The organism is Segatella maculosa DSM 19339 = JCM 15638 (assembly GCF_000382385.1).
Taxonomy (GTDB): Bacteria; Bacteroidota; Bacteroidia; order Bacteroidales; family Bacteroidaceae; genus Prevotella; species Prevotella maculosa.
The window spans coordinates 92,909-113,423 of sequence record NZ_KB908319.1 but is presented as its reverse complement, the minus strand read 5'-3'; the positions used below and the strand labels follow the sequence as shown (position 1 = coordinate 113,423).

16 protein-coding genes are annotated in these 20,515 nt (G+C 47.0%); 15 read left to right on the top strand and 1 reads right to left on the bottom strand.

Features of this window, described 5'->3' with window-relative positions; translation table 11 throughout:
• Nucleotides 1-12: 12 nt before the first annotated feature.
• Nucleotides 13-2,544 carry a TonB-dependent receptor gene (locus tag H164_RS0100445; RefSeq protein WP_019966805.1) on the bottom strand — a complete coding sequence of 844 codons (2,532 nt, stop codon included), beginning with the start codon at nt 2,542-2,544 and terminating at the stop codon, nt 13-15.
• Nucleotides 2,545-2,734: 190 nt separating this feature from the next.
• Between H164_RS0100445 and H164_RS0100435 the strand changes: the two genes are divergently transcribed.
• The 15 genes from H164_RS0100435 to recQ all read left to right on the top strand — a co-directional run bounded on the left by H164_RS0100435 (nt 2,735) and on the right by recQ (nt 20,120).
• The gene (locus H164_RS0100435; protein ID WP_025830323.1) at nt 2,735-3,796 is read left to right on the top strand and encodes an endonuclease/exonuclease/phosphatase family protein; all 1,062 of its coding nucleotides are present in this window, start codon (nt 2,735-2,737) and stop codon (nt 3,794-3,796) included.
• Between the two features lie 19 nt (nt 3,797-3,815).
• The gene (locus H164_RS0100430) at nt 3,816-4,400 is read left to right on the top strand and encodes a uracil-DNA glycosylase family protein (protein WP_019966802.1); all 585 of its coding nucleotides are present in this window, start codon (nt 3,816-3,818) and stop codon (nt 4,398-4,400) included.
• Nucleotides 4,401-4,460: 60 nt separating this feature from the next.
• Nucleotides 4,461-5,099 (top strand): uridine kinase, encoded by a 639-nt coding sequence (gene udk / locus H164_RS0100425; protein ID WP_019966801.1) that lies wholly within the window; start codon nt 4,461-4,463, stop codon nt 5,097-5,099.
• Between the two features lie 948 nt (nt 5,100-6,047).
• On the top strand, nt 6,048-6,809 hold the full coding sequence (locus tag H164_RS0100410; RefSeq protein WP_019966799.1) for a polysaccharide biosynthesis/export family protein: 762 nt from the start codon (nt 6,048-6,050) through the stop codon (nt 6,807-6,809).
• Nucleotides 6,810-6,819: 10 nt separating this feature from the next.
• On the top strand, nt 6,820-8,400 hold the full coding sequence (locus H164_RS0100405) for a GumC family protein (protein ID WP_019966798.1): 1,581 nt from the start codon (nt 6,820-6,822) through the stop codon (nt 8,398-8,400).
• A gap of 16 nt (nt 8,401-8,416) precedes the next feature.
• Nucleotides 8,417-9,577, top strand: a complete 1,161-nt coding sequence (locus tag H164_RS0100400; RefSeq protein ID WP_025830325.1) for an EpsG family protein — start codon at nt 8,417-8,419, stop codon at nt 9,575-9,577.
• 1 nt (nt 9,578) lies between these two features.
• On the top strand, nt 9,579-10,874 hold the full coding sequence (locus tag H164_RS0100395; protein ID WP_026356182.1) for an oligosaccharide flippase family protein: 1,296 nt from the start codon (nt 9,579-9,581) through the stop codon (nt 10,872-10,874).
• Nucleotides 10,867-11,634 (top strand): glycosyltransferase family 2 protein, encoded by a 768-nt coding sequence (locus H164_RS0100390; protein ID WP_019966795.1) that lies wholly within the window; start codon nt 10,867-10,869, stop codon nt 11,632-11,634. The genes H164_RS0100395 and H164_RS0100390 overlap by 8 nt, the downstream gene beginning before the upstream one ends.
• Nucleotides 11,621-12,490 carry an alpha-1,2-fucosyltransferase gene (locus H164_RS0100385; protein ID WP_019966794.1) on the top strand — a complete coding sequence of 290 codons (870 nt, stop codon included), beginning with the start codon at nt 11,621-11,623 and terminating at the stop codon, nt 12,488-12,490. The genes H164_RS0100390 and H164_RS0100385 overlap by 14 nt, the downstream gene beginning before the upstream one ends.
• A 61-nt stretch (nt 12,491-12,551) precedes the next feature.
• On the top strand, nt 12,552-13,358 hold the full coding sequence (locus H164_RS0100380; protein ID WP_019966793.1) for a glycosyltransferase: 807 nt from the start codon (nt 12,552-12,554) through the stop codon (nt 13,356-13,358).
• 47 nt (nt 13,359-13,405) lie between these two features.
• The gene (locus H164_RS0100375; RefSeq protein WP_025830326.1) at nt 13,406-14,041 is read left to right on the top strand and encodes a sugar transferase; all 636 of its coding nucleotides are present in this window, start codon (nt 13,406-13,408) and stop codon (nt 14,039-14,041) included.
• Nucleotides 14,042-14,409: 368 nt separating this feature from the next.
• Entirely contained in the window at nt 14,410-15,762 is a 1,353-nt protein-coding gene (gene tig, locus H164_RS0100370) for a trigger factor (protein ID WP_019966791.1), read from the top strand.
• 170 nt (nt 15,763-15,932) lie between these two features.
• Nucleotides 15,933-16,598: an ATP-dependent Clp endopeptidase proteolytic subunit ClpP gene (gene clpP, locus H164_RS0100365; protein WP_019966790.1), complete on the top strand. Its 666-nt coding sequence runs from the start codon at nt 15,933-15,935 to the stop codon at nt 16,596-16,598.
• A gap of 3 nt (nt 16,599-16,601) precedes the next feature.
• The gene (clpX, locus tag H164_RS0100360) at nt 16,602-17,840 is read left to right on the top strand and encodes an ATP-dependent Clp protease ATP-binding subunit ClpX (protein ID WP_019966789.1); all 1,239 of its coding nucleotides are present in this window, start codon (nt 16,602-16,604) and stop codon (nt 17,838-17,840) included.
• Between the two features lie 102 nt (nt 17,841-17,942).
• Nucleotides 17,943-20,120, top strand: coding sequence for a DNA helicase RecQ (gene recQ / locus H164_RS0100355; RefSeq protein ID WP_019966788.1), 2,178 nt, complete (start codon nt 17,943-17,945; stop codon nt 20,118-20,120).
• Nucleotides 20,121-20,515: the final 395 nt, after the last annotated feature.

Here is a 20,515-nt window from a genome sequence, read left to right as displayed (position 1 = left end):
CTTTGTTTTGGATTAAAATCTATATGCCACCTGTAACATGCCGTTCATGCCATACACATGATACTTTTTCGGGTTCTTAGAGAAGCGATAAGTGCGGTCACTTGTGGTGCCGTCTTCCTTAATTGAATAATCGCTGCGGCTCTGTTCATAACCTCCTGTGACGATTTTCTGGTTGTTCAGCAAGTTCGTCACCATGAGATTAATGGCCAAAGCGCCTTTCCTTAGACGGATACTCTTACCGATGCTCGCGTCAAGCATAAAGCCTCCTTTACCCTTATCCTGCGGACTGACGATATAATTGCCGTTGCTGTCGGTCGCACCGATGTTCTTTAAAGAGGTCGCATAGCGGTAGTAAGGCGAGTAACTCAAGTAAATTCGGTCGTAATAATTACCGTTCAAATCGATGAACCAACCCTGCTGATGGAAGCTAAGTCCTATACTTGCCGCCGTAAGAGGGGTGCCGTTCTCTCGCATTCCCTTTACGATGGCCTCGTCATCTTTATAGTTTCCTTGTGTCGAATTCAGGTAACGAACGTGCGCATTGCTTGTGTTTTTGGCTTCACTAACAGTGCCCAAGGCCTTTAAATCAAGGTAAGAAGTGAGCTTAAACTTCATACCTAACTCCACACCATAGTAGGCTTTCTTCAGCTTAGTGAGTGCATTATAGGAGAAAGAGTTGATATCATCGAAGTAGAAACAGGTCCATTCGGTGGCATTGGCCACCCGATTGTAGTAGCCACTCAGGTTGGCATGCAGCCAAGGAGTGCTGAGTTGATAACTCAATTCGCTGCTGAAAACAAGTTCATTCTTCAGGTTTTGCACGAAATCATTGTTCATTTCGGGAGCCTGAAAAGCCACGTTTGCATTGGGACTTTTGGCCTCATAGCCCAGTCCTAAAGACAAAACATTGCCGTGTCCCACGTCAATTGAGCCTGCAAACTTACCGCCACCGGAGAGGAATCTGGCTGTTTTACTCTTGCCATATGAGTTGTTTATGAACAGACCATTACGCATTTTGCCGTCCCTATTCATGGCATCATAGCCCACCTTTGCAGCGATATTGTAGTGGAAAATGCCCCTTGTTTCGGCATAATTGCTCCACACATTGGCACGAACAACATTGATATTGTAGTCGTAACCGAACTTATCTCCGTTGCCGACAAGGGCATTCGGGCGGTTAAGGTCGTACTGCACGGCATCTGAATACCTTGAGAACGTGCCTATTGCGTAGTTGTTAACATTGTGAAACGACGTTGCTCCGAGCATATCCTCCATTGTTTGGTAATGGAATCCCTTGTTGCCCGCAATCGTGAAGCCAAGGTTCCATGTGCTTTTGTCCGTCAGGTTTTTGGTCAAGGTAGAGGCCAATGTCAGGTAAAGATTGTTGTTGTGGCGGGCTTGCACGTAGTACATGGCATCTGCACCCTGCTGGTTTGCGCCGCGGTTGGCCTCATACAGGCGGTCCCAATCAACCTGTCGATGCGCCTTACTGCTTGAAAGCCAGTCGTAAGCCATGTTCCAATCGGCCAAAGCTTGGGCCGTTTTGAAACGCGAAATGCCCCCCCATACGTCGTAAAAGTTGCTGGGTAGCACCTTATAATAGTCCGGTTGAGGGTTGTCTGTGTTGTTATAATTGAGTTTAGTACTCTTGTAATTGCTGTACTTTCCCAGCAAGGTTGTCGTCAATTTTGACTGATTATCGATGTCCCAATCCCATGTTAAGAGTGCCGAAGGAGCGTAGTCTGTGACGATACGAGAGTTGCGTTTCTTTCCATTTTGATAGCCCCAATAAGGGTTATATTGGTAATCTTGGGCTATCCAAAAGCTCTCATCGGTCGCTGCTCCCTGCGTTGCTCGCTCCGTAGGGTTGCCCCATGTGGCGAAAGAAAGGCTGTGATTGCCGAGCAGTTTCTGCACACCAAAGAAATAAGACAGGGCATTGTAGAACGTTCCCTCCACGTAACCGCGGTCTGCCCAACGGTAAGTTAGGTTGCCGGTAACGGCCCATCCCTTGGCATTGAAGCCGCTATTGTAAGTGTACATGCCCCGAACTGTATAGTTACGGTTGGCACCTGCAAGGCTGAAACGATGGCCGGTGGCCATGCTTCCACTGCGGAAATTGTAGTTGTTACTGCCTGCCATGCCCGTCATTCCATAGCTGTTGCCCTCGAACGGAAGCGAGAAATCGACGTTACGTGTCATCTGATTGAGGCCACCGACAGCCGAATAGCTGAATTGTCCACGCTCTATATCGTTCACAGGTGCCCCATTAATGTAGATTTCATTATACTTTTGGTTGAGTGCCCGATACCGAAATCGAACGGGAGAGAACAGGAATCCCACCTCACTTGCATAGGCATTGGTGGCCGAATTGAGGATAGTCACGTTCTGAGACATGTTATCATCTTCGCCCAACTGGGCCTCGGTGAAGGTGAAAGCGTTCTCTTCGAGCGACTTACCCTGCTGCTGTGGCTTCACATTCTGGGCAATGGTGGCCGTCGAACAACAGAGAGCTATCACTGTTAATTGGAGATGTTTTTGCATAGATTACCACTTAATAAACATTAATTCTACCTGCAAAGTAACGAAATTTATTCTAAACTGACGACTGTTTTGTGTTGTTTTTTTCATCAAAAGCATACAACTTGAATTATTTTGTTTACTTTTGCAAAGAACAATCCCAGCCCCTTTGAGGGCCATTCAAGGTCAAAGCATTGCCTTACCTATTATATATATGAAGAAAAACTTATTCTTATTGGCAGCACTATTCATTTGTATTGTGGTCTCGGCTCAGCATGTTAAAACTGCAGAGCAGGGAAAGTTCTCGGTTTATGCAGTGGGTTTCTACAATCAGGAGAACCTATTTGATACCTGTCACGACGCAGGAAAGCGCGATCAGGACTTCCTTCCTGCGGGGCAATATCGCTGGGATGGACTCAAATACAGCCATAAATTGCACAACATGGCACGTGCTCTTGCCGACATGGGTACCGACATTTTGCCCCACACGGGCTGTGCCGTTATCGGCTTGAGTGAGGTAGAAAACCGCACAGTTCTTGAGGCTTTGACGGCCCAACCCGAGCTGAAAGCCCGCAATTATCGCTTCTGTCACATCGAAGGACCCGACAAACGAGGCATCGATTGCGCCTTGCTTTACAACCCAAAGCTGTTTGATTTGGAGAGTGAAAAGCTCGTTCCTTACCGCAACAGTGCCGAACAAGACTCGTCATTTGCCACACGTGGCTTCCTGACCGTCACCGGAAAGATGGCCAAAGAGCCTGTGGCTTTCATCGTTTGTCACCTTCCGAGCCGCTTCAACGGGTCGTCTTATCGCGAATGGGGAGCCCTTCAAGCCAAGGCCGTCAAGGACTCTTTGCTTGCCATCGACCCGAAATTCAAAGTCTTTATCATGGGAGATATGAACGATGACCCCACAGACAAGAGCATGTATGAAGCCCTCTCGGCTAAGGAAACCATTGAAAAAGTGGGGCCGAATGACATGTATAATCCGTGGTATAACATATTGAAGCAGGGAACGGGAACGCTGATGTATCGCGGAACATGGAACCTTTTCGACCAAATCCTGCTTTCTCCCAACCTGTTGAACAGGAAAGACGGCAACGATTTCAAGACGTTGAGGTATTGGAAGAGCCGTATTCAACGCATGCCTTACCTTTTTCAGACCGAAGGACAGTATAAAGGAAGTCCCAAACGCACCACGGCCGGCGGCGTATGGCTTGACGGTTTCTCCGATCATCTGCCCGTTTGCGTTTATTTGGTAAAGAAACAAGAGTAACGAATCGCCTTGGAAAGCAATGGAAACAACAGCAAACAACGAGATAGAAACCCACCCCTTCGAACCTTGGTTGCCTGAGAATGCCCGCCTATTGATGCTGGGTACGTTCCCGCCTGCACCCAAACGGTGGTGCATGGAATGGTATTATCCGAACTTTCAGAACGATATGTGGCGCATTTTCGGACATATCTTCTTCGGCGATAAGATGCACTTTGTGGATCAAGAACATAAGACTTTCAGGCTTGATGCGCTCAAATCGTTCCTCAAAGAGGAAGGCGTTGCCATTTTTGACACGGCACTTCGCATTCGCCGCACCAAGAACACGGCCTCCGATAAAGACCTCGAAATCGTCGAACAAAGCGACATTAACGCTATATTACGGCAGCTTCCGGCATGCAAAAGCGTGTTGGCTGCGGGCCAACTTGCCACAGATGTGTTTACAAAACACTTTGATATCACGCCTCCAAAAATGGGTCAGCACACGGAATTCGCCTTTGAAGATCGCATGCTCCGCCTTTATCGCATGCCAAGCAGCAGCCGTGCCTATCCAATGAGTGTGGAAAAGAAGGCCGAATTCTATCGAAAGATGTTTGAGGAGCTGTGATTGGAGCCTCTCCCGGCCCCTTCAAAGGAGGGGAGAACTAACCATAACGCTAAATAATACATGATGAATAGTGACTTAAACAAAATTACCATCATCGGCATTGCCGGTGGAACTGGGAGCGGAAAGACCACGGTTGTGCGGAAAATCGTAGAGGCCTTGCCCCCGCATTACGTTGCCGTCGTACCGCTCGACTCCTATTATAACGACACATCTCACATGACCGAGGAAGAGCGTCACGCCATTAATTTCGACCATCCCGACGCATTTGACTGGAAACTTCTGCACAAACAGGTCAACGAACTGCGTGAGGGAAGGGCCATAGAGCAGCCCACTTACAGTTATATTCAGTGCAACCGGCTGCCCGAAACCATTCATGTGGAACCCAAACCTGTCATCATTATCGAGGGCATCATGACGCTTTTGAATAAGAAACTGCGTGACTTGATGGACCTAAAGATATTCGTTGACGCCGATCCCGACGAGCGATTGATTCGCAATATCCAGCGCGACACCATCGACAGAGGCCGTACGGTGTCGATGGTTGTAGAGCGTTATCTCGAAGTTCTAAAGCCGATGCACGAGCAATTCATTGAACCCACGAAGCGTTATGCTGATTTGATCATTCCACAAGGCGGAGAGAACATCAAAGGCATCAACATTCTCTGCAACTACATCGAGGGTCTCATGCCAAGCAAATAGGGAGATGGAAGGGTTGTCTTTGTCAAATTAATTCACAACCGATTTGCATTTGCCTGCAAGATTTTGTATATTTGCATAGGGAAAGTAGCGTTGCTGCTTTCCCTTTTTCATGTCATTGAGATTAAAATGGCTCGAACGGTATCGCAATCCGGGTCCTATTGCATTGTAAAATGGGCTATCTTAGCGTGTAATATGAGCCATATTGCGCACCAAAAGCATGGAGATAAGCTGATAATCTCGCTGATTTTACAGTCTGGAATAGCTCGAATGCCTCTGCTATATGGTAAAGACAAAGTTGTCAACACCCAAAAATTGTAAAACTTTCTAACTTTTTTCGTTGTGCAAAATGGATCTTGTTGGGTAGGCATGTAGGGACGCACGGTCCGTGCGTCCGCTCAAATGACAAATCCAATCCGGCTGTTTTTTGGAACGGACGCACGGACCGTGCGTCCCTACATGCATTCAAACGGTTCGCTACATCAGGCATATTACACGGTAGTACGGACTGCATCATGCAAGAACGGGAGCAAGAAGAAGTTGTAGGGGCGCACGGCTCGTGCGTCCACTCAAGGCAATTTGCAAACGTATATCATATATTTTTTGGAACGGACGCACGAGTCGTGCGTCCCTACATGCATTCAAACGGTTCACTACATCAGGCATATTACACGGTAGTACGGACTGCATCATGCAAGAATGGGAGCAAGAAGAAACTGGAGGGACGCACGGCTCGTGCGTCCGCTCAAGGCATTTTACACAAAATACGCCTCTTTCCGACTGCCAATCTTGCCCGGACGTGCCCTTCATTTAAGGAAAATGTGTATCTTTGCACGTGGAAATGCCGACGCACAACCGTGGTAAAAGCGCACAAAACCTACAATCAAGGCCGGCTTCGGCAATAAACCGGCGGGAAAAGAGTTATATAAACACAACGTCGTACGAACGATTATGAAGAAACATACCAAATACATTGCGGGCTTGGCAGGCCTGTTATTGCTCGTTGCAGCCTGCTCCACGCCTAAAGACATCAACTATCTGCAAGGCCGACAAGGGCCGGAAGGCATCGTCAACACGCCCAAAACGATTACTGTTCAGCAGGGCGATCGCCTCTCGGTCTTCGTGAAAAGCAAGGATAATGTGCTCACCGAACACTTCAATATCTCGCTGCCCAACATGCAGAACGTGCTGACCTACACGGTAGACAGCAAGGGAGAGATTGATTTTCCCATGCTCGGCAAAATCCGTTTGGCCGGACTTACGCGCCAAGAAGCCGCAGAACGCATCAAGGAACGGCTGGTTTCGGAGTTCGGAACCAAGGACGTTGTGGTCACACTCGACTTCACCAACCTGCGAATTTCAGTTCTCGGCGAAGTCAACAAGCCCGGAACGGTCAGCATCGACAATGATAAAATCAACATTTTCGAGGCTTTGGGCAAGGCCGGAGACATGACCATCTATGGCAAAAGAGACAGCGTGATGGTGGTCAGGCAGCAAGGCAACGAGGCAAAAACCTACATTTTGAACCTCGCTTCGGCCCAAGCTGTGCAGTCGCCCGTCTACTATCTGCAACAGAACGACATCGTTTACGTGCCGGCCAACAAGACCCGGCAACGCCAATCCACCGTCAATGGCAACACAATTCAGTCTACTTCGTTCTGGATTTCAATCGCTTCGCTCCTTACAACCGTAGCCGTTTTGGTGTTCAAATAAAACCATCAGCATGCAAACATCGACATCTTTGCCCTCAACACTCACGCTGAAAGCCTATATCCACGCTGTTCGTAGTAACCGAAAATGGCTTGTCGGCAGTCTGACAGCCTTCATTTTGCTCGCTACGGCCTACCTTATAATGAAGAATCCTGTCTATGAACGCTCGTCACAAATCATGGTTAAGGAAGACGCAACGCCCGGTTCGAAGCTCACGGCCGGCCTTAGTATGATCCAAGGTATGGGCGGATTGTTTGGCGGTTCGTCCAATGTAAGCAACGAACTCTTGGCCATGAAGACGCCGGCCAACATCATGGAGGTGGTCAACCGCCTGCATCTTGACTATGTATACAGCACACGTCCCTTTCTCAGAAAGCTGCCTTTATATGGCGAAACACTGCCCATCAGGGTGTTCATGGGCCGACTTAAGCCCAATGAAACGGCTACCATGAAAATCGATCTGAACGGAAACAGCGTGAAAATCTATGGACTAAAGAAAGGAAAAACGGCTTTCGAGCAGGAATACCAAGGTCGGGTGAACAGTGTGTTCCACACGCCCATCGGACCGATTGCCGTTACTTCGACCCCTGCCTACACAGGAAAAGAAGACCTTACCATACGTTTGAACAAGGTTGCCGCCATGGATATGGCCGACAATATCCTGCAAAATCTCAACGCAGGTATCACGGAAGAATTGGGATCGGTCATTGATTTGAGTTATCAGGACGCCGTTCCTAAACGAGCAGAAGACATATTGAACATGATTATCAAGGTGTATAACGAGCGTTGGATGGCCGACGAGAACATGCTCAATCGCACGACTACGCAGTTCATCGACAACAGAATAGCCGAGTTAACGGCTGAACTAAGCAAGACAGAACGCACACTGACGACCTATAAAACAAAGCACGACTTGCCCAATGCCATTGAAATGACCAAGTTGGCTATAGAGAATTCGGCGATGATGAGCACGGAATTGACAACATTGCGCAGTCAAAGAACGGCGGCATCTTACATGAAACAGTTTCTCGACAAGCCTTCGAATGCCAACCAAACCCTGCCTGTGAACTTGCTCAACAACGACAAAATACTCTCCGAACAGATTGGAACTTACAACCGTTTGCAGCTGGAACGTAACCGAATAGCTGAAAACAGCAACGCCAACAACAGCATTGTTCTGGGCTTGGAAAAGCAACTTGGCAACCTGCGCACGTCTATCCGGGCCGCCTTGGACAACAGTATCCGGCAGGCAGACATTCAGATTGCCGGCTACAAAGGGCTGAAAAGCGAGAATGATTCACAGTTGAAAGCCAGTCCGATGCAGGCAAAATTCCTCTTATCTGCCGAACGTCAGCAGAAAATAGAGGAGCAACTCTACATCTTTATGCTGCAAAAACGCGAGGAAAGTGTGCTCTCCAAGGCTTTTACTCCCTACAAGATACGTGTGCTTTCTCCGCCAATGGGCAGTTTGAACCCCATGAAACCCAAGGCCAGTGTCATTATCTTTGGTGCCTTGCTGGCAGGACTTCTGCTGCCAATGGGCTGGATATTCGCGAAAATGAACATAGAAATCATGCTTCGGGAAGCGGCATAACATCTTTCATTCCGGCATGCTCTACATCGCACTTTACTTCTTTTCATTTGTCATGGTGGCCGTGGTCTCTCGCGTTTTCGACAACGCCGGGACTCGGAAACTATTTCAATGGGTGCTTTGTTTCTGCCTGCTTTTCGGCTTTTTCGGCTTCCGTGACATCACAGTCCTCAATGACACGCCCCACTATTACGGCTTTTATTATAGCAAAACGCTTTACACAAGCTATCTGAATGCGTCCGTTTTCAGTTTCAGATTGGCCGACCAATTCGAGTATGGCTTTCAGGTTTTGGTGCATTTCCTCATCAAATACGTTTCCAAAGACCCCTATACCATCATTCTGTTCTCCTCGTTTGTCATCACGATAGGCAACCTTTGGTTCATTCAAAAGAAAGCGGAAGACGTGGCAATGGTGTGCTTTTTCATGCTGATAGGCAATGTTTTCTTCATGCACTACTGCATCATTCGGCAGACATTTGCCATTCTTATCTTCTATATTGCCTACATCAAGTATTTGGAAAAAGGCCGGACAATGGGCTTCTGTGGGCTGATTTTCCTTGCTTCTTTGTTCCATTCGTCGGCACTTGTGTTGTTGTTGCTGCCCGTATTCAAGCGAATCAAGGCCACAAAACGCAGCACATTACTTGTTTTGGGAACTGCTTTCATCGTGTCATTATGTATATTCAAGCTGCTCTCCGCATTCGGGTTGCATGACAATCCCTATTATAAATATGCCATACAGAAGGAGTCTCTCTCGATAATCGGCCTCGTTGAGGGGGCCATGATGTTCCTTATCGTCTTCCTATCTTATTTCCTTCAAAAGAGAAACCGGGAAGTTTCGATTGACAGAAACGTTTATGCCGTGCAACTGCTTGCCTTATGTGTGAGCATAATCCTGCCCGTTTTCTATGCCTTTGCACGCATCAATGACTATCTCTGGCCCATTATTCTGATTACGTTCTTGCGTTATGCGTATCCCGGACTCATTGAAAGAGGTTCGCCGATAAGCCACAGAAATAGACTCGTCAGGCAGGTTTCGGGATTGGTGATGACCCTTGTCTTCGTCTCAAAACTCGTTATTGTCAACACTTATCGCCCCGAATGGCTGCACGTAGTGCCCTATAAGACCTACGATTTCAGTAGCCGTTACCACTATTATCATCTTTATCCACAGGAATAACGTGAGAAAAATCATCGCAACCCTACGCACTTCAGACATTGCCCGTCGCATCATGGGCGGTGCATTCTGGTCGTTTACCGGCACAGCAGCAGGCAAATTGTGTGTGTTGATTGCCGGAATTGCATGCGCAAGGATACTGGGTAAGGAGTTGTTCGGACAGTTCGGAATGATTCGTTCCACGATAAATATCTTCATAGTATTGGGCGCTTCAGGCATTGGAGTGACTGCAACAAAGTTCATATCCCAGCTCCGTCAGACCGAAACCTCGCGTGTTCTTGCCATCAGCAGACAGACTTATCGCTTCGCTATTGCAACGGGATTGGTGATTACAACAGGCTGTTTTGTGTTTGCAAAGCAGATAGCTTCTTACGGACTTCACGAGGAATCGCTCACCGGAGAGATAGAAATAGCGAGCCTATTGCTGTTCTTTTCCATTCTCTATGGTGTACAGAACGGCATCTTGTCGGGTATGGAAGCTTTCAAGACCATAGCAAAGAACACGCTGATCGGAAGTATTCTCGAGTCTGTCTTTATGATTGTCGGTGCACTTCTTTGGGGCTTGGACGGTGCAATCTTAGGTTTCGGGATAGGTGTCATCGGCCTATATGTTGCCAATAAGATAGCTATTCGGCAGCTGTTTTCCAGTTATGAAAATAGCCAAAATACCAAAGTAGCGTCTCAAACCGACTATAGGTTGCTCTTGAATTACAGTATTCCGGCCACCCTTTCAGCACTGACGGTGACGCCGGCCTTTTGGTGTATCCGGACGATTCTCGTCAAGCAGAACGGTTATGACAGTCTTGCGCTGTTTGAAGCTGCCGACCAATGGAAAGTCATGATGCTTTTTATCCCGACCGCCATCAGCCAGATTGTACTGCCAATCCTATCGAGTACGTTGGGAGACAGCCGGAAATTCCGTCGCATTCTTTATGCAAATATCTTGATAATAACGGCTGTTTCGCTCGTCATAGTGGCTGTGGTTCTGCTGTTTGGAGAGCCGATTATGCGTCTTTACGGCAAGGGATTTACAGACAAAATGCCGTTGTTTTACCTCGCGGTTTCAACTTTATTCTCGGCCTATTCCAATATCATTGAAATGTCAGTTTACAGTAAAGACAAGATGTGGTCATGTTTTTTCCTGAACTTGTTATGGGCCATCGTCATGATAGGTTCGGCCTCGTGGCTGGTCGATAAGGGGCTTTCGGCGACGGGAATTGCCTTGGCTGTCTTGATTGCCTACATTGTAAAGTCCGTTTGTTTAACCATTTATCTGACTTATCTTGTCAAAAATGATTGATTTTTCTGTAGTCATACCAACCTATAAACACCCTGAATTGGCATGGAAAGCCATTGCTTCTGTGCTGAAACAACAAGGCGTGACGGTGCAAATCATCATTTCTGACGATTCCGACAATGATGAAATTGCGTCATTATGTAGCTCTTTTTCCCGGACAAACCTCTTGTACCGGCACCATGAAAAGCGTGGCAATGCGGTTGGGAATTGGAACTATGGGCTTGGATTTGCCGAGGGAAAGTACATCATTTTGATGCACCATGACGAATGTTTTGAAAGTAATAATCATTTGGAACGGCTGAAAAAGGAATTCGATGCAGGGGTTGACGTGGTGATAAGTAATGTCAAAGTAAGGATAAACGGGAAAGAAAAAAGACGCTTTTTCCCTGAAATCGTAAAATCATTCATGCTACGTTGCCCATCGACCCTCTTTGCCTTCAATGCCATTGGCCCGTGTGCTTGTGTTGCTTTTGCCCGCGGAGCCGTGCCGAGATTCAACGAACGGTTGTCATGGTTGGTTGATGTAGAGTGGTATTTTAGATGTCTTTCACATCAGAAACCAGCTTATTTGAACGACTTATACATTGTATCACAACACGGACATCAAGGTCAGATAACGCAAGAAATCAACATTTTGCAGGCATTAAAGGAAGATAAGAAAACCGTTTGCGAGCTGTCTTATTGCACAGCGGCTATCAAAGCAGCCTTGTTTCTCAATCAAACCATACAGTCACTGAAATGCTTCAGACATGAAAATCGTTAAAATCATAGGCGGACTTGGCAATCAAATGTTTCAGTATGCACTGGCCATTGCATTGCAAGAAAGGTGGAAAGACGAGGAAATCAAGCTCGACTTGCATGGCTTCAATGGCTATCACAAGCATCAAGGCTACCAACTTGACATGCTGTTCGGGCATCGGTTTGAGGCCGCAACGCTAACCGATGTGGCACAATTGGCATGGCCTTATCCACATTATCAGCTGTGGCGCGTGGGCAGCCGACTGTTGCCTAAGCGTCGGTCGATGTTGTGTGAGCCATCAAAAGGACTTCTTCCGTCAGACGTTTTGAAGCAAAAGGGTAGTCTGTATTACGATGGTTACTGGCAAGACGAACGCTATTTCAGAGCCATTCGCCCGCAAATCATGGCTGCATTCAAGTTTCCCGACTTTACAGATAGGCGCAATTTAGAGACCGAAAAGCGGCTGAAAGCGAGCGAAGCGGTCTCCATTCACGTCAGAAGAGGAGACTATTTGGACGATGTTTTGTTTCAAGGAACCTGTAACATTGCCTACTATCAGCGAGCCATTGCCCGACTCTGTCAACTCAAAACACCGGTGTTCTGCATCTTCTCCAACGACATGGCTTGGTGTAAAGTGCATATTGAACCGCTACTCCACGGAAAAGAGATCCTTTATGTCGATTGGAACCGCGGTAAAGAAAGCTATCGTGACCTGCAACTCATGACCCTTTGCAGGCATCACATCATTGCCAACTCCTCCTTTTCTTGGTGGGGTGCATGGCTTAGCAAGGCTGAAGACGGCATCACCATAGCCCCCCGGCATTGGTATGCCCATGATGCGAAACCCTCACCTGCGGCAGAACGTTGGATAAAGGTTTAGTCTTCGCAAGTTTGAATAATACAAGAAAAAGGTGTAACTTTGCAGCATCGTTTTTCAGCACATGGAGTTTTCCGTCCTTATATCTGTCTATCAGCGCGAGAAACCGCAGTATTTGAAGCAGGCACTCGACAGTCTGTATGTGCAGGTTGTACCACCCTCGGAGGTCGTCATCGTTGAAGACGGTCCGCTGACCGACGGACTTCATGCCGTTATCAATGCCTTTTCAACGCAGCACCCTACGAAAATCGTCAGGCTACCCCACAATCAAGGACTCGGAAAGGCTTTGTGCGAAGGTTTGAAGCACTGCCGGTTTCCCATCGTGGCACGCATGGACAGCGACGATATTTGCATGCCCCGGCGGTTTGAAAAACAGCTTTCCATCATGGAAAATACGAAAGTCGATATCGTTGGAAGCTGGATAGACGAGTTCTCGGGCTCAAAAAGACACGTCGTCTCTACGCGGAAAGTGCCCGAATTTCAGGCCGAAATACTTCGCTTTGCCCGCCATCGAAACCCCATGAATCACCCAACAGTGATGTTTCGTAAGCAAGTTATAGAGGCCATTGGCAGCTATCAAGACCTAAAACTCTTTGAAGATTACGACTTATGGGTGCGTGCCTTACAGGCCGGAGCCACCTTTTATAATCTACAAGAGAGTCTTCTCTGGTTCCGACTCAGCCCGGAAGCCTTTCAGAGAAGGGGTGGATTAAACTACATCAAAAAAGAGATTAGATTTCAAAGAAGGCTCCATCGATACGGTTTTATCGGTCTGTGGAATATGCTTCAAAATATCTTTATACGCTCCATTATCAGACTTTTACCCAATAAAATACGTAAATATATCTATATTTTTAGCATACACAGATAACAAAACACACAAAATTACGTTAAGATATTTAGAAAGTAATTGACAAAATGCTCACAACAATCATTAGAAACAGTTATTGCTTAGAAGGAGTGAATGAAATCGAACCCATGATAAAACGCCTCATTGATTTCATGATTGCCGCAATATGTCTTGTCATCTTCTCACCCTTGCTCCTCTATTGCTATCTTGCTATCAAGAAAGAAGACGGTGGTCCAGTCCTATTCAAGCAGGAACGCATTGGTCGTTTCGGCCGTCCTTTCTACATTTATAAGTTCAGGAGTATGACCATCGACGCTGAAACAAATGGTCCGGAGCTTTCTGATCAAACGCATGATAAGCGATTGACCAAGGTTGGAAAGTTCCTTCGGGGCCATCATCTCGACGAGCTTCCCCAGCTATGGAATGTTATTAAGGGCGATATGGCATTCGTCGGGCCGCGGCCGGAGCGCAGTTTCTACATCGAAAAGATTATGAAAAAGAACCCGCGCTACAGTGATTTGTATCAAATCAGACCCGGAGTGACCAGCTATGCAACCCTCTATAACGGCTATACCGACACGATGGAGAAGATGCTTACACGGCTGCAAATGGACTTATACTATCTTGAAAACCGCAGTTGGTGGCTGGATCTGCGCATTCTTGGGCTAACTTTCCTCCGTATTGTCTTTGGTAAAAAGTTCTGAATATGGGCTTTTGAACATTGAACATTGCTGTTTGAACTTTATGACTTGCTGACCGGTAGCTATTAAATGAAGTAGAAAGCTATCGTAGGCCTTAAAGAATGCTCGGTGGGGGTGTGTTCTTTATTTAAAAAGGTGGGCTTGTATATTTTTCGAAGCGTAAACTAAATGAGACAGCTCACACCGTTCTGTGCAGGAAGGATACAAGGCCTATAGTCTTGGAAACCAAATATTTGCATTCAGGATAAAGTGTTTTGTTGGTTAAAAAAATAAATTTTTGCCTTATATATTAGGTATATTCATTAATTATCTGTAATTTTGCGTTCCGAAAATTGCGGAAATAACATAATTATATAAACAAAAACATCGAAATGAACATTTCATTTGAAAACCCTGACAAGGTGAATGGCCTGTTGACCATCACCGTTGAAGAGGCTGATTACGCGGCAACTGTCGAGAAGACATTGAAAGACTATCGCAAGAAAGCCAACTATCCGGGCTTCCGTCCGGGCATGGTTCCAATGGGACTTATCAAGAAACAGTATGGCTCGGCAGCCAAAATGGATGCCATCAATAAGCTCATTGGTGAACAGCTTTCCAAGTATATACAAGATAACAAGATACAGATGTTGGGCGAACCGCTGCCTTCTGAAAAGCAGGAAGCACAGGATTTGGAGAAACCGGCACCTTATACGTTTGCCTTTGACATTGCTATTGCACCGGAATTCAAGATAGAACTCAACGGACATAACAAGATCGACTATTATAACATTACCATTGACGACGCACTCATCGACCGACAAGTGGACATGTTTGCATCGCGCATGGGAAGCTATGAAAAGGCCGAAAGCTACGAAGACAATGATATGTTGAAAGGTGACTTGCGAGAACTCGATGAGAAAGGCAACACCAAAGAGGGTGGAATTACGGTGGAAGGAGCTTCCATCTTGCCGAACTATATCAAGAACAAGACGCAGAAAGCACGCTTCAAAGGTGCGAAGCAGGGCGATGTCCTAACCATCAATCCAAGCAAAGCCTACGAGAGTGAGGCCGAGATGGCGTCACTTTTGAAAGTAGAACGCGATCGTGTGAAGGATATCAAGGGCGACTTCAGCTATCAAATCACCGATATTCAACGTTATAAGAAGCACGCCATAGACCAAGAACTCTTCGACCAGACTTTCGGAAAGGATGTCGTTAAAGATGAAAAAGCATTCCGTGAGAAGATAGTAGAGGGTCTGAAGAAGCAATTGGAGGTTGATGCCGACTATAAGTTTATCCTTGATGTGCGTGCTTATTGCGAGAAGAAAGTGGGTAAACTCACGTTCCCCGATGCGCTGTTGAAGCGTATCATGCTCAATAACAACAAGGACAGGGGAGCCGATTTCGTAGAAAAGAACTACGAGCAGAGCATCAAAGAGCTCACTTGGCACTTGATCAAAGAGCAGTTGGTTGCTGCTAATGACATCAAAGTTGACGATGCCGATGTGCTGAATGCGGCCAAAGAGAGTGCCCGTACCCAGTTCGCACAGTATGGAATGAACAATGTTCCCGACGAATATGTTGAGAACTATGCAAAGGAAATGCTCAAGAAACGCGAGAATGTAGATGGTCTTGTAAACCGTGCTGTCGACATCAAACTGACTGCAGCCTTGAAGAAAGCTGTCAAGCTGAATGAGAAGGAAATCAGTCTCGATGACTTCAACAAGATGATGTCGGCGTAATCGTTTTTTGAAAAAAAAACTTCTTTTATCAAGAGGTTATCGACTTTTTTTATTATCTTTGTCTATGTGAAGACAGCCGATGCAAGTTTAACATTGGCATTCTCTTTGCAAGAGGGATACTAAAAAGGTGGATAACCTCTCTTTTTATCTTCAAACAAAAAGATTTTTATATGAATGATTTTAGGAAATATGCTACAAAGCATTTGGGAGTGAACGGCATGGTGCTTGATGATGTCATTAAGTCGCAAGCACAGTACCTGAACCCTTATATCTTGGAAGAGCGACAGTTGAATGTCACACAGATGGATGTGTTCTCACGACTGATGATGGATCGCATCATCTTCTTGGGAACCGAGATCGACGACTACACGGCCAATACATTGCAGGCACAGCTGCTTTATCTTGATTCGGTAGACAGCGGAAAAGATATTTCAATCTATATCAACTCTCCCGGTGGTAGTGTTACGGCAGGCTTGGGCATCTATGATACGATGCAATTCATCAGTAGTGACGTAGCAACAATATGCACCGGAATGGCTGCTTCCATGGCCGCAGTGTTGCTTGTTTCAGGACAAGAGGGCAAACGATCGGCCTTGACGCACAGTCGGGTAATGATACATCAGCCGCTCGGAGGAGTGCAGGGGCAGGCCTCGGACATTGAGATTGAAGCCAAGGAAATACAGAAATTCAAGAAAGAACTCTACACAATCATCTCCAAACATTCGCATACTCCGTTTGAAAAAGTATGGCAAGACAGCGACCGAAACTATTGGATGACGGCCGAAGAAGCCAAGGAATATGGTATGATTGACGAGGTTTTGCTACGCAAGAAATAAGCCATGACAAAGAAAGTATGCAGTTTTTGCGGACGAAATGAGAAAGAAGCCGGTCCGCTGATTACCGGAGTCAACGGCTATATCTGTATGGATTGTGCCAAGCAGGCCTACGAAATCGTGCGCAGTGCAGGTTTTGCAGATGACGAAAAAGAGGCAAAGGCCCAACCTTTCGAGTTGAAGAAAGTACCGAAACCCAAGGAAATCAAGCAATATCTTGATGAATATATCATCGGACAAGATGAAGCCAAGCGTTTCCTTTCGGTTGCAGTGTACAACCATTACAAGCGTTTGCAACAGCCGAGCGATGACAATGGTGTGGAAATAGAAAAGAGCAACATCATCATGGTGGGCAGCACGGGAACGGGAAAAACGCTCCTTGCCCGCACGATAGCCAAGCTTTTGGACGTTCCTTTCACGATTGTCGATGCCACCGTCTTCACGGAAGCCGGCTATGTCGGGGAAGATGTGGAGAGCATTTTGAGCCGTTTGCTTCAAGTAGCCGACTACAATGTGGCTGCTGCCGAGCGAGGAATTGTCTTCATTGACGAGATAGACAAGATTGCAAGAAAGAGCGATAACCCCTCGATCACGCGTGATGTGAGTGGTGAAGGCGTACAACAGGGATTACTGAAACTGCTGGAAGGCACGATGGTCAACGTGCCGCCAAAGGGCGGACGCAAGCATCCCGATCAGGATTATATCCACGTCAACACGAAGCATATCCTCTTTATCTGCGGCGGAGCCTTTGATGGTATCGAGCGAAAGATAGCACAACGCATGAATACCCACGTTGTCGGCTATAACTCGGTGCAGAATGTTGCAAAGATAGACAAGAATGATTTGATGAAATATGTACAGCCTATGGACTTGAAGTCGTTTGGATTGATACCCGAAATCATCGGTCGTCTGCCTGTATTGACCTATCTAAATCCACTCGACCGCGAGGCTTTGAGGCGGATACTCGTAGAACCGAAGAATTCTATCATCAAACAGTATGAAAAGCTTTTCGAAATGGACGGCATCAGTCTTTCGTTTGAGGAAGAAGCACTGGACTTCATTGTCGATAAAGCCGTGGAATACAAGCTCGGAGCCCGTGGCTTGCGCTCTATTGTGGAGTCGATCATGATGGATGCCATGTTTGAAGTGCCTTCTAAGCGCACCAAAACATTTGTCGTTACGCTTGACTATGCCAAAGCACAACTCGACAAATCCTATTTACAAAAGCTTGACCCCACGGCATAGTCTCTCCATATTCGGGCGGAAGGAAAGGAACTTGCGCCTGAATACCCCAATGAAAAACAACGCTGCCCCACACAAAGGGCAGAACAGAAGACTTCTTATCGTATGGCAAAGGACGTTAATCTTACCCGGCAACTGAAACACTATTTCGGCTTTGACAAGTTCAAAGGTGATCAGGAAGCGATTATCCAAAACCTGATGAGTGGCCACGACACATTCGTACTGATGCCCACCGGCGGCGGAAAGAGCCTGTGTTATCAGCTACCTTCACTGCTCATGGAGGGCACGGCTATTGTCATTTCGCCGCTCATTGCGCTGATGAAGAACCAAGTTGACGTCATCAACGGGCTGAGTGAAGAAACCGGAGTGGCCCATTACCTGAACTCGTCGCTCAATAAGGCTGCCGTTCAACAGGTAATGGACGACATAAGAAGCGGACGTACCAAGTTGCTGTACGTTGCTCCCGAATCGCTCAACAAAGAAGAGAGCATTGATTTCCTGAAATCGGTCAAGATATCGTTTTATGCCATTGATGAAGCACATTGCATATCTGAATGGGGACACGATTTCCGACCCGAATACCGCAATATACGCCCCACCATCAACAAGATCGGCGATGCGCCCGTCATCGCTTTGACGGCAACGGCCACCGACAAAGTGCGTTCCGACATCAAGAAGAGCCTTGCCATCATCGATGCCAAGGAGTTCAAAAGCTCGTTCAACCGCCCTAACCTTTATTATGAGGTGCGTCAGAAATCAGACGAGGTGGACAAGCAAATCATCAAGTTCATTCGCCAACACGAAGGAAAGAGCGGCATCATCTATTGCTTGTCGCGCAAGAAAGTGGAAGAGCTTTCCGAGGTGTTGAAAGCCAACGAAATAAAAGCTGCCCCCTATCATGCGGGACTTGACAGTGCCACGCGCTCGCAGACCCAAGACGACTTTCTCATGGAGCGTATCGATGTTATCGTTGCAACGATAGCCTTCGGAATGGGTATTGACAAGCCCGACGTGCGCTTCGTCATTCATTATGACATTCCAAAAAGCCTTGAAGGCTACTATCAGGAGACCGGACGGGCCGGCCGCGACGGCGGGGAAGGCCTCTGCATCGCCTTTTATGCGCAGAAAGACTTGAAGAAACTCGAGAAATTCATGGAGGGGAAACCCGTCGCCGAACAGGATATCGGTCGCCAATTGCTGCAAGAAACGGCTGCCTACGCAACCTCTTCCGTATGCCGGCGCAAGATGTTGCTGCATTATTTCGGCGAGGAATACACACAGGACAACTGCCACAACTGCGACAACTGCCTGCACCCGAAAGAAAAAATCGAGGCAGGGAAGGCCTTGCTCATCGTTTTGAAGTCCGTACTCGCCGTCAAAGAGAACTTCCGACAGGAGTATGTCATCGATTTTATCAAGGGTCGCGGCACAGATGATATTCTATCGCATAAGCACGACCAGCTGGAAGATTTCGGTTCGGGCGAAGATGAAGACCCGAAGCTCTGGAACCCGGTCGTGCGCCAGGCGCTGATAGCCGGCTATCTGAAGAAAGATGTCGAGAACTACGGCCTTCTGAAAGTGACTGCCGCGGGCAAACGGTTCATCAAGCATCCAACCGCTTTCATGATAGTCCGCGACAACGAGTTCAAAGACGACGAAGACGAAGTCGTAAACGAGGCCGTGGGCACCGTGCTCGACCCCGAACTGTTCGCCATGTTGAAGCGGCTGCGCAAGGGCATGGCCGAGAAGCTCCACGTTCCGGGCTATGTCATCTTCCAAGACCCGTCGCTGGAGCAGATGGCCACTATGTATCCCGTGACGACGGAGGAGCTGCAACAAATACAAGGCGTGGGCGCAGGAAAGGCAAAAAGATATGGCAAGGAGTTCCTCGAGCTGATCAAGCGTCATTGCAAGGACAACGACATCGAACGACCCGAAGAGCTGAGGGTGCGCACCGTGGCCAAGAAGAGCATCATCAAAGTGAAAATCATTCAGAGCATCGACCGGCAACTCGCACTGGACGATATCGCCGAGTCGCTCGGCCTTTCGTTCGACGAACTGCTTGACGAGGTCGAGGCCATCGTCTACAGCGGAACAAAACTCAACATCAATTATTTTATCGAAGACGTCATGGACGACGATCATGTAGACGACATCTACGACTATTTCAGGGAAAGCGAAACCGACAGCCTCAATGCGGCCATCAAAGAATTAGGCAATGACTACAGCGACGAAGAAATCCGCTTGGTAAGGATTAAGTTCCTCTCTGAAATGGCGAATTAGCAGCCAAGTAACTTTTCATTTCTTCTTCCTCGTCTTGCCTTTTGGCATACGTCAAAACCCTATGCAAACCAGCAATCGAAGCACCCGAAAAAGCTTCTGATTGTAAATTATTTTCAATTTCCTTCTTTCCCTTTTCAGCCTAGAAAAAGGGTTAAAAAATCGCCTCTGCAACTTATTGATAATCAAGCTATTAGGAGAGCAAAAATTCCCTTATAAGAGAATTTAAATTCGCTTATAAGACAATTTAAATTCTCTTATAAGGGAATTTTGATTTTCTTATAGGAAAATTCCAAAAGAGTGCGTAGCAAATTCAAAAAGACTACAGAATTGTAAAGTTTTTTCGCTCGTCCCTAACCCCCTCTCCGAAGGCCCACCCCCAACCCCTCCCGAGGGAG